Consider the following 10,511-nt stretch of genomic DNA (forward strand, 5'->3'; position numbering starts at 1 on the left):
TCGCTACGCTCCCCGCTCGGGAGCCGCTACGCGGCTCGACGGGAGTCCAGTCACGTTGCCGTCGCCTGCGTCGCTGCGCTCCGCTAGAAATCAATATTTCATGTGCACCAATATTTTTCATCGTCACCTTACATGCCACACCTGAGAGCATCGACAGACCGGGCGCGTCGCACACACCACCGCCGCACTGCTGACTCCCCGTCCCGACATCATTCTCCCATCATACCCACACCCCAAGACAGCACCAGCCGAGCAGGAACACAAACAACCACTAAATCCGTTACACACCAATAACATAACCAGGTATCACAAAATCAACATGCGCATTACATTGATAAAATATTGCACAACAACATGATTCACGATAAAAATTGAGCCACAACATATTTCATAAACACGCCGAAAACAGCACCCCACCGCACCCCCACCACCGCACCCAACCGGCGAGGACCGCCCGGGCTCTCCGGAAACAACGAAGTGAATCGCCCCCGGTTCGGCGGAGACTCGGTTATCTGGTTCCGACCTCAGTGAGGATCGGGGTCTCACGGTAGTCGGACGCTGCGTGGTTCGACCAGTAGGCGGCCTCATACTCGGATGGCGGGACGTAGTCGATCTCGCCGTGCAGGCGGCGGTGATTGAACCAATCGATGTACTCGGCAGCCGCCCACTCGACATCTCCCACACTCCGCCATCCTCCATGTGGGCGCATCACAGGATTGCGAATGCACTCGACCTTGAACAGGGAGTTGAACGCTTCTGCCATCGCGTCGTCATACGAATCACCCTTGGATCCAACGGAAGACACCGCATCGCACTCATCGAGACGCTCGGTGTAGCACACCGCTCGATACTGGACTCCGCGGTCGCTGTGGTGAATCAGCCCGGCCACGTCCTGCCCTGCTCGTCGGCGCGCCCACAACCCCATATCCAGGGCATCGAGGGTCAGATCGGTGCGCATCGACGTCAAGACCTGCCAGCCGACGATCATCCGGGAGAACACGTCGAGTACGAACGCGGCGTACACCCAGCCCGAATGCGTACGAATGTAGGTCGGGCCCGCTACCCACAACGTGTTGGGTGCCTCGGCGACGAACCGCCGCTGCACCCGATCCGCCGGCCGCGGAGTCTCGGCTCCATCACCGCAGGTGATCTTTCCTTCAGCTCAACGCAGTACTTCCGTGGTGCTGCCATGCTTTCCATCCTTCACAGGTTCGAGAGCCTCCGACAGACCCGGGGCGATTCACTGTGGCATGCATCGATTTCGCCGTTGCCGAAGCGCAGAGAATCCTCGAGCTTGACGACCTGCCAATGACCGCACGCTGCGCCGGGTGCTGCGGACCGGGGGTTCCTACCCCATCATGGTGTCCCCACGCGGTCGCCGTCACCGATGCCCAAGGGGTCGCCGCCTTACGGCCGCGCCCGGAATCCGGGCAGCAACGGTTCGACGACCTCCCACAACGCATCCGGTACCAGCCGGGAAGACAACGCATCGACCACGGCAGTGCATTATGCCGCACAAACGATCTAGGCCATAAGAGACATGCTCTAATACTGCAGCCGCAGTTTGTGATCCGGTAGCCGGTCTGGTAGTTGATCTTGTGTGGTGCAGGTTCAGGTGCAGCAGTGGTCGTCGGGGTTCGCGGCGTTCTGTGGCCGGTTCGCGCCGCGGTTCTCCCGGGTGGAGTCGCGGCGGCGAATGGTGGCCTACGTCCGGGGTGTTGATCGTCGACGAGACCGGTTTTCTGAAGAAGGGCAGCACCTCCGCCGGGGTGGCTCGACAGTACTCCGGTACTGCCGGGCGGATCGAGAACTCGCAGGTCGGGGTGTTCCTGGCGTACGCCTCGCCGGCGGGTCGGGCGTTGATCGACCGGGAGTTGTATCTGCCCAAGTCCTGGACCGAGGACCGGCAGCGGTGCCGGGACGCCGGCATCGACGACAGCATCGAGTTTTCGACGAAACCCGAACTGGCCCAGTCGATGATCGAACGTGCGCTCGATGCCGGCCTCCCGTTCGGCTGGGTCACCGCCGACGAGGCCTACGGGCAGGCCGGCCAGCTGCGCCTGTGGCTCGAATCCCGCGGGATGGCACACGTGTTGGCGGTACCGAAGTCGCAGATGGTGGTCACGATGCGGCTGCAGCGCCGCCGCGCCCACAGCGTGATCGCCGAGCTCGACGAGGCGGTCTGGCAACCGATGAGTTGCGGCGACGGTGCGCATGGTCCCCGGATCTACGATTGGGCTACCGTCGACATCCGCCCGCTGCGCGAACGGGGCCGGGGTCATTGGCTTTTGGCCCGTCGCTCGCGGACCGACCCGGAGCAGATCGCCTACTACATCTGCTTCGGGGCCGCCGACACCACGCTCGACGAACTCGTCCGCGTCGCGGGCAGCCGCTGGGCGATCGAGGAGTGCTCCCAGACCGCGAAGAACGAGACCGGCCTGGATCATTATCAGGTCCGCGGTTACACCGCCTGGTACCGCCACATCACCTTGTCGATGGCCGCAGCCGCCTTCTTGACGATCCTGCGCCGCGACGCAGAAAAAGGGGCTGCGTAACCGGTTCCGAAGCGGACACCGCCGCACCGAGCCCACCACCCGAGGGGCGGCATGCACTGCTGATTTCGTTCTCTGTCAACGAGATCCGACGACTGTTCAACCGCATCGTCGACCCGGTCCGTCATTCGCCCGCACACATCTGGCGTTGGTCGTTGTGGCGGCGCATGCACCAGGCCCGAGCACGCCTATGTCACTACGCTCGAAGACATCACAAACTGCGGCTGCAGTACTAAGCAGATGTGGGGGTCGTTTGGTGAGGACGACGTCGACGCCCTCGACGAAATCCGGTGCGCCGAAAAGCTCGATCTGCCCAGCCCTCTCGCGCTCGAGAGCGTCGTCGAGGTGCCGCTGGATGCAGTGGTCCATGAACGTCTTTCCGACCGAACGTCGGTCTTGCACTCGGCGAGAAAGAATTCGTGTTCTGCAATGGATCAGCCGTTCACGCTGCAGCTGACCCAGACCAACGCAACCTCGACGCGCTCCCTCGAATCCGGGCTCGAGAGCCAGAGGACTAGCTGTATGAGGCCATGACGTTGGTGACACCGGTCCGGAGTTTGCTCGCAGGCGGCCGATTACCGACGGCAGTATGCGGCCGATGATAGTTGTAGTGCACATTCCACACCTGTAGCGCCCGGACGCGTTGCCGCTCGCTGACCCAGACGCGGGCGTAGAGGAACTCCTCGGCCAGAATCCGGTTGTAGCGCTCCACCTTCCCGTTGTGACGCGGCGTATACGGGGTGATCCGCTGATGCCGGCCACCATGGAGCACCTTCGCGAAGTCCTTCGCCCGGTAACACGACCCGTTGTCGGTGACCACCCGATGGATGTGCACGATGCCGTGAGCGGCGAAGAACACTCTCGCCCGGTCCATGAACCCGATTGCCGTGGCGGCCTTCTCGTCGGCCAGGGCCTCGGTATAGGCGAGGCGGGAGAACCCGTCGACCGCCGAGTGCAGGTAGACGTAGCCGGCGCGGGCCCCGGCGGCCTTGGCGCGCTCGACTTTCTTGGCCTGATCCGAGCCCTTGCCGTGGACCCGCCAGCCACCGCCGTCGGGGATTCGGCCGACTTTTTTGATGTCGACGTGCACCATGTGCCCGGGCCAGCGGGCGATGATCCGGCGTGGCCGGCGGTTGTTCTCGCCGTTCGGGTCGAGGAACCTGCGCCGGTTCAAGCCGAGGTGAGCGAGGTGTCGGCTGACGGTGCGTACCGAGATGGTGATGCCGTCGGCGGCGAGCTCGTGGGCGATGCGGGCTGCGGACCACTTGCGGCTCCGGCGCAGGGTCTCGATCCGCGCCACGGTCTCGGCCGATGTTGCCGTGGGCTGGTGGTGCGGAACGCTGGGCCGATCGAGCAGGCCGAGCTCACCGTGTTCGCGGTAGCGGGCCATCCATTTGCTGGCACAGGCCCGGGAGATCCCCATCTCGGCGGCGACATGGGACAGCGGACGAGTCTGACAGCGCTGTACGAGAGGACGGCGACCTTCGACGGACAGCGGGGCGTTACGGTGGAGCACGGACGGGTTCTTTCGATCGGCGGATGAGTTGGTGGTACTTCCCATCCTGCCGTCGGAAGGCCCGTCCGCCTTCGTCAGCCCCTGGTGGTGTCTACAACGTCATGACCCGCAACAACTAGCGCCCCTGCCACCGCGGCTTGCGCTTCTCGCGGAAGGATCGTGGCCCTTCCTGGGCGTCGGCGCTGAGATAGACCGGTTGCCAGATCCGGTCCGCCTTGTCCAGAGCGTCGTGCCAGCCGAGATCGGCCGCCGCGTAGACCATAGCCTTGGAGGCGGCGACGGAGAGCGGGGCGTTGCTCGCGATCCGCTCGCCCAGTTCCTGCGTCGCCTCGCGCAGCCGCTCGGCCGGCACGACCTCGTTGACCAGACCGATCTCGCGGGCCCGTGCGGCGTCGATGGGATCACCTGTCATTAGCAGCTGCATGGCAACACGTGGGGGGATCAGCCAGGGCAGCGGAGCGGCCCACGGTGACCCGCGGCCGACCTTGACCTCGGTCACCGCGAAGCGGGCATGGTCTGCGGCGACGACCAGGTCGCACATCTGGGCCAGGAGGAAGCCGCCGGCGTAGGCGACGCCGTTCACCGCCGCGATCGTCGGCTTGTCGACGGTGATCGTGCGACCGAAGTACGGAAGGAAGTCCCGTGGCGGCAGGGTGACGCCGTGGTCCGCCATCTCCTTCAGGTCACCGCCCGCACAGAACGCGATATCGCCCGCGCCGGTGAGCACGAGGACCTTGGCCTCCGTGTCCGCGTTGAAGCGGTGAACGGCCTCGAAGAGTCCGGCGCGTGTCGCTGCGTTGAGAGCGTTCCGTGCCTCGGGTCGGTTGAGTGTCACCCAGGCAACCCCGTTGACCACCTCGTAGGTGACCTCGTTCGCTGCCGTGTCGATCCGGGGGTCGATCTGTGTCATGCGAGCTCCTCAGTAGGAATTGGGCAGCTGAAGGCTGTGCCGGGCAACGTAGTTGAGGATCATTTCGCGGCTGATCGGCGCGGTCCTCATGAGTCGCATCGGTCCCCAGAGGGTGGCCAATCCGTACTCCGTGGCGAGCCCATTGCCGCCGTGCGTCTGGATGGCCTGGTCGAGAGCGGCGATCCCTGCCTCGGCAGCCGCGTACTTCGCCATATTCGCCGACTCCCCGGCGAGCGGGTCGTTGTGATCGTGCAACCACGCGGCCCGTTGGGTCATCAACCTCGCGAGATCTGCGTTGATGCGCGCGTTCGCGAGCGGGTGGGCCACGCCCTGGTGAGAACCGATGGGCACCCCCCACACCTGCCGCTCACGGGCATAGTCGGCGGCCTTCTTCAGGGCGTAGCGCGCGATGCCGTTGCCGACGGCGGCACCCATGATGCGTTCGGGGTTGAGGCCCTGGAAGACCTGACGCAAGCCGTCTCCCTCCACGCCGATCAGGTGGTCCGCAGGCACGCGGACGTCGTCGAAGAACAGCGTGAACTGCTTTTCCGGCGCGGTCATCTCCACGGAGATCTCGGTCTTCGTCAGGCCGGTGGCATCCGTCGGAACCACGATGAGGCTCAGCTGACCCCGGCCGGCGTCGTCGGTGCCGGTTCGGGCCACGACGAGGATGTTGTCTGCTTCGTCGACACCGGAGATGTAGTACTTGGTGCCACGCAGCACGTAGTCGCCGCCCTCACGCCTGGCCGTGGTCGACAGGTTGTGCGAGTTCGAGCCCGCGTCGGGCTCGGTGATGGCGAAGGACATGATCGACTCGCCGCTGATGATCTCGCGAAGCCAGCGCGCCCGCTGATCCTCGGTGCCGAAGGTCTGGATGATGGAGCCGCAGATGGCAGGCGAGACCACCAGCAGGAGCAGCGGACAGCCGGCGGCGGCCAACTCCTCTGCCACGATCTGCAGTTCGTAGATCCCGGCGCCTCCGCCGCCGTACTCCTCCGACAGGTTCACCCCGAGGAAGCCGTGCTTCCCCACGGCCTGCCACAGCTCGGTGCTCGTGCCGGACCTCGACGCTTCGACGAAGTACTCGTGCCCGAACGACCGTCCCAGCCGTCCGACCGCCTCGCGCAGTGCGAGATGCTCCTCAGTTTCGCGAAAATCCACCTGATGTCTCCTTTGTGACAGTCGTTCCTACGGTCTCGACATTCGTCCTCACCGAGACGGCTCGGCTCGTTCGTCCTGCTGCTCCAGGATCACGAGCACCCGGCCGTCGCGCACTCCCGCGCCCTCGTCGACCGTGACCTCGCGGACCAGACCCGGGTAGGGGCTGACGAGGGTGTGCTCCATCTTCATGGCCTCGAGTACCACCAGCGGCTGTCCGGCGGCGACCGCCTGCCCGGCCTCGACCAGGACGCGTACGACGTTGCCCGGCATGGGGGCCGTGAGCGAGCCGGCAGCCTCGGCCGTGACCGGCGCACTGAACCGTGGCTCGCGGACCAGGCTGCTGTAGCCGAACCGGCTGTCCACATGGACGACACAGGACGTGTCGGCGTCTCCCGAGATGGCGACGTGGAACGCGGTGCGGACCCCGTCGATCTCCAGGACCACTCGTTCGGGGGCGAGCGTGCAGATGCGCACCGCGGGGACCTTCTCGCCGTTCACCCGCGCGACAAGCTCACTACCGCACGGAACGTAGTCGACCGTGTACTGCGTGTCGGCCGTCCGGAACGTCACCGTCTGCATCTGCGAGCGGTTGTTCCGCCAGGCCGCGGGGATGTTCTGCTGTACCGTCGCGCGCGCCCGCTTCCGGGCCAGCAGCGCCAGGATTGCCACCACGGCGTGCGCTGTCATCGCCGACGGGTCGGTCGACGGCCTGCCCAGCTCTTCGGGCGCGTGCCGGACCAGGAAATCCGTGTCGGTCTCGCCCGCCAGGAACTCTGGATGACGCAACGTCCGGACCAGCAGGTCCCGGTTCGTCACCAGGCCGTGGATGCGGGCGCCGGCCAGCACCGTGGCGAGCTTGCGGATCGCTTCGGTACGAGTGGGCGCCCAGGAGATCACCTTCGCCACCATCGGGTCGTAGTACTGGCTGACGGTTGACCCGCTCCGGACACCGCTGTCGATCCGGACTCCCGGGACCTCGTCGAAGTCGAACGTCTCGAGCGTCCCGATCTGAGGAAGGAACTGCTGCGCCGGGTTCTCGGCATAGAGCCTCGCCTCCACGGCGTGGCCGCTGAGGACCGCCGAGGTCACCGCGTCGGGAAGCGTCTCTCCCATGGCGACCAGCAGTTGCTGGCGGACCAGATCGAGGCCGGTCACCATCTCGGTCACGGGATGTTCGACCTGCAGGCGCGTGTTCATCTCCAGGAAGTAGTAGCGGCCATCGCGGTCCATCACGAACTCGACGGTCCCCGCACCGACGTAGCCGACGGCTCGGGCGGCTGCTACCGCAGCGCTGCACATCTCCTCGCGCAGCGCATCATCGACCGCGGGCGAGGGGCTCTCCTCGATGATCTTCTGATAGCGACGTTGGATCGAGCAGTCGCGTTCGAACAGTGCGACCACGCCGCCGTGGGAGTCGGCGAGCACCTGGACCTCGACGTGGCGAGGCCGGAGGACCAACCGCTCGAGGAACACGGTCGCGTCGCTGAATGAGGCCTCGGCCTCTCGTTTGGCCCCGGCGACCGCTTCGGCCAGGGCGTGCTCGTCGCGCACTTGGCGCATGCCGCGTCCGCCTCCACCGGACGATGCCTTGACCAACAACGGGTAGCCGATGTCCTCCGCGACCTTGTGCAGCGTGTCCTCGTCGAGGTCGGAGACGTCCGCCCACGGCAGGGTCGGGACACCGGCGTCGGCCATGATCGCCTTCGCGGTGAGTTTGGATCCCATTGCCTCGATCGCTTCGGGCGGAGGTCCGACGAACGTGAGCTGGTTGTCGGCGCAGGCACGGGCGAAGACGGCGTTCTCGGAGAGGAACCCGTAGCCAGGGTGCACGGCATCCGCGCCCACGGCGAGGGCCGCAGCCACGAGGAGATCGGGGTCGAGGTAGGTCTCCCCCGGTGTGACGCCGGGCAGACGCACTGCCACGTCCGCCTCCGCGACGTGGAGGGCATCGGCGTCGGCGTCGGAGTAGACGGCGGCCGTGGCGATGCCCATCTCACGGCAGGTGCGGAAGATCCGGCGGGCGATCTCGCCGCGGTTGGCGACCAGCAGCAGGTTGATGGAATTCATTGCGCTCACATCCTGAAGACGCCGTAGCCACGCTGACCACGAATATCGGTGTTATGGACGACGGAAAGACAGATACCGAGGACGGTGCGTGAGTCGCGCGGATCGATGATCGCATCGTCGTACACCCTCGAGCTGTTGGCCAGGGCGGTCTCCTCACGCTCGATCTGAGCCTGCACCGACTCACGCATCTCCGCGTTCGACTGCTCGTCGTACGGAAGGCCCTTGGCGACAGCCGACTGCTGGGCGACGATCGACATCACGCCCGCCAACTGCTGGGGCCCCATGACCGCGGTCTTGGATTGAGCCCAGGAGAAGAGGAACCGGGGCCCGAAGGCGCGCCCGCACATGCCGTAATTGCCTGCCCCGTAGGAGACACCGATGTTCACGGTGAGATGCGGCACGCGACTGTTGGCGACCGCGTTGATCATCTTGGCGCCGTCTTTGATGATCCCTCGCTGCTCGTAGGACTCGCCGACCATGTAGCCCGTCGTGTTCTGCAGGAACAGCAGCGGGGTGTCGATCTGATTGGCGAGTTGGATGAACTGGGTAGCCTTCTCGGCTTCCTCGTTGAGCAGCACCCCGCGAGCGTTCGCGAGCACGCCGACCGGGTAGCCGTGGATGGACGCCCAGCCCGTCACCAGAGAAGTCCCGTACAGCGGCTTGAACTCATCGAATCTGGACCCGTCGACGATTCGGGAGAGCACGTCTCGCGGGTCGAACGGCACCTTGGGGTCGTACGACGGGATGCCCAGCAGCTGGTCTGCGGAGTAGAGCGGCTCGTCGGCCGGTTCACTCGGTCCCGGCCCCAGCTTGCGCCAGTTCAACCGCCGCACGATCTCCCTGCCGATGCGGATCGCGCCCATCTCGTCCTCGGCGAGATAATCGGCCAACCCCGAGGTGCGGGCATGCATCTCCGCTCCGCCCAAGGACTCGTCATCGGACTCTTCTCCGGTGGCCATCTTCACCAGGGGTGGGCCGGCGAGGAAGACCTTGGACTGCTCTCGCACCATGACCACGTAGTCGGACATGCCCGGCATGTAGGCGCCGCCAGCGGTGGCGTTGCCGAAGACCAGCGCGATCGTGGGCAGTCCTTCCGCGGAATGAGTGGTCAGATCGCGGAACATCCGGCCGCCTGGAATGGCCACTTCCGCCTGGGTGGGAAGGTCCGCGCCCCCCGACTCCACGAGCGTGACGATCGGCAGCCGATTCTCCTTCGCGATCTCCATCGCCCGGGAAGTCTTCTTGAAGCTGTACGGGTTCAGGGTGCCGCCACGCACGGTCGGGTCGTGGGCGATGATCATCACCTCGATGCCCTCGACCACCCCGATTCCCGTCACCACGCTGGCCCCGACGGTGAACTGGCTGTGCCAGCCCGCGAAGGGCATCAGTTCCAGGAACGCCGTGTCCTCGTCGAGCAGGAGCTCGATGCGTTCGCGGGCAAGCATTTTCCCGCGCGCACGATGCCGGGCGATGGACTTCTCACCGCCACCCGCGAGCGTGGCAGCAAGAACCTCGTCGACCTCCGCCAACTTGTCGAGCAAGTGCTCTTGGTTCTGCTGAAAGGCGCTCGTGGAGGAATCCACGCTATCCGGAAGTACGTGCATCATTTTCGATCTCATTTCTGCTTCGTTCGTGTCGCGTGAATCGCCGAGAATGCCCAGCGCGACAGCGGCTACTCGGCGAGGAAACCGTCCAGCAGGATCGCCATGATCTGGTCGACCATTCGGTCGAGGGGAAGGTTGCCGTCGGACTCGTACCACTGCGGTAGCGAATTGAGGCCGCCGAAGATGAACTTGACCGCGGGACGCAGTGGCACGTCTCTGAACTGGCCCGAGTCGATGCCGGCCTGCAGGATCGACATCAGGACGACCTCGTAGTTGCGCCGCGCCTCGATCAGGCTGGGTTCGGCGGACTTGGACATCAGCACTGCGCTGTTCTCGGCCAACGACCGGCCCGCCACCGTGTTGAGCACGCGGTCCAGGTGCGTGTGGACGAACGTACGCAACCGTTCCGCAGGTTCGCCTTGCTCGACCTCGATGGGCTGGGACTCGGTCTCCTCCGCGAGCAGCTCCGCCAGGAGCTCGCTCTTGGACGACACGTAGTAGTAGAGGCTGGCCTTGGAAAGACCGACCCTTTCACCGATGCGCCGCAGGCTCGCCTCGTGGTAGCCGACGGCGGCGAACTCCTCTGCAGCCGCAGCCAGAATCTCCGTACGACGCCGGGCCTGTCGCAGCGCCTTGCGTTCCCCACTTGCATCCTCGCTCATGTCATGCCCTCGTTCTCATGGCGACCGCAGGCGGCCTTC

General features: G+C 65.4%; 7 protein-coding genes and 2 pseudogenes. 1 reads left to right on the plus strand and 8 read right to left on the minus strand.

Annotated features, from left to right (window positions below):
* Window positions 1–508: 508 nt before the first annotated feature.
* Complete coding sequence (locus EQ874_RS23060; protein WP_255163182.1) at window positions 509–1,150, minus strand: IS3 family transposase; 642 nt, start codon at window positions 1,148–1,150, stop codon at window positions 509–511.
* A gap of 260 nt (window positions 1,151–1,410) precedes the next feature.
* Window positions 1,411–1,497 (minus strand): annotated as a pseudogene (locus tag EQ874_RS23065) (IS5/IS1182 family transposase); the annotation flags it as partial.
* Window positions 1,498–1,603: 106 nt separating this feature from the next.
* Here EQ874_RS23065 and EQ874_RS21740 point away from each other — a divergent pair.
* Window positions 1,604–2,555, plus strand: a pseudogene (locus EQ874_RS21740) (IS701 family transposase).
* Window positions 2,556–3,066: 511 nt separating this feature from the next.
* Here EQ874_RS21740 and EQ874_RS21750 read toward each other — a convergent pair.
* The 6 genes from EQ874_RS21750 to EQ874_RS21775 all read right to left on the minus strand — a co-directional run bounded on the left by EQ874_RS21750 (window position 3,067) and on the right by EQ874_RS21775 (window position 10,472).
* Window positions 3,067–4,068 (minus strand): IS481 family transposase, encoded by a 1,002-nt coding sequence (locus EQ874_RS21750; RefSeq protein ID WP_129978148.1) that lies wholly within the window; start codon window positions 4,066–4,068, stop codon window positions 3,067–3,069.
* Window positions 4,069–4,183: 115 nt separating this feature from the next.
* Entirely contained in the window at window positions 4,184–4,978 is a 795-nt protein-coding gene (locus EQ874_RS21755; RefSeq protein WP_129978149.1) for an enoyl-CoA hydratase/isomerase family protein, read from the minus strand.
* Between the two features lie 9 nt (window positions 4,979–4,987).
* A complete protein-coding gene (locus EQ874_RS21760) occupies window positions 4,988–6,139 on the minus strand; it encodes an acyl-CoA dehydrogenase family protein (protein ID WP_129978150.1) in 1,152 nt (383 codons plus the stop codon).
* 48 nt (window positions 6,140–6,187) lie between these two features.
* A complete protein-coding gene (locus EQ874_RS21765) occupies window positions 6,188–8,206 on the minus strand; it encodes a biotin carboxylase N-terminal domain-containing protein (RefSeq protein WP_129978151.1) in 2,019 nt (672 codons plus the stop codon).
* Window positions 8,207–8,211: 5 nt separating this feature from the next.
* Window positions 8,212–9,813 carry a carboxyl transferase domain-containing protein gene (locus EQ874_RS21770; RefSeq protein WP_129978152.1) on the minus strand — a complete coding sequence of 534 codons (1,602 nt, stop codon included), beginning with the start codon at window positions 9,811–9,813 and terminating at the stop codon, window positions 8,212–8,214.
* A 65-nt stretch (window positions 9,814–9,878) separates the two neighbouring features.
* Window positions 9,879–10,472, minus strand: coding sequence for a TetR family transcriptional regulator (locus tag EQ874_RS21775; RefSeq protein ID WP_129978153.1), 594 nt, complete (start codon window positions 10,470–10,472; stop codon window positions 9,879–9,881).
* Between the last annotated feature and the right edge of the window lie 39 nt (window positions 10,473–10,511).

Origin of the sequence: Rhodococcus sp. Q1 (assembly GCF_004153645.1) — a bacterium.
GTDB classification, from domain to species: Bacteria; Actinomycetota; Actinomycetes; order Mycobacteriales; family Mycobacteriaceae; genus Rhodococcus; species Rhodococcus gordoniae.

Bases quoted from the DNA above. Each gene is read 5' to 3' on its own strand.
- EQ874_RS21770 (WP_129978152.1), bottom strand. From the start codon at position 9,813: ATGATGCACGTACTTCCGGATAGCGTGGATTCCTCCACGAGCGCCTTT.
- EQ874_RS21775 (WP_129978153.1), bottom strand. From the start codon at position 10,472: ATGAGCGAGGATGCAAGTGGGGAACGCAAGGCGCTGCGACAGGCCCGG.
- EQ874_RS21755 (WP_129978149.1), bottom strand. From the start codon at position 4,978: ATGACACAGATCGACCCCCGGATCGACACGGCAGCGAACGAGGTCACC.
- EQ874_RS21765 (WP_129978151.1), bottom strand. From the start codon at position 8,206: ATGAATTCCATCAACCTGCTGCTGGTCGCCAACCGCGGCGAGATCGCC.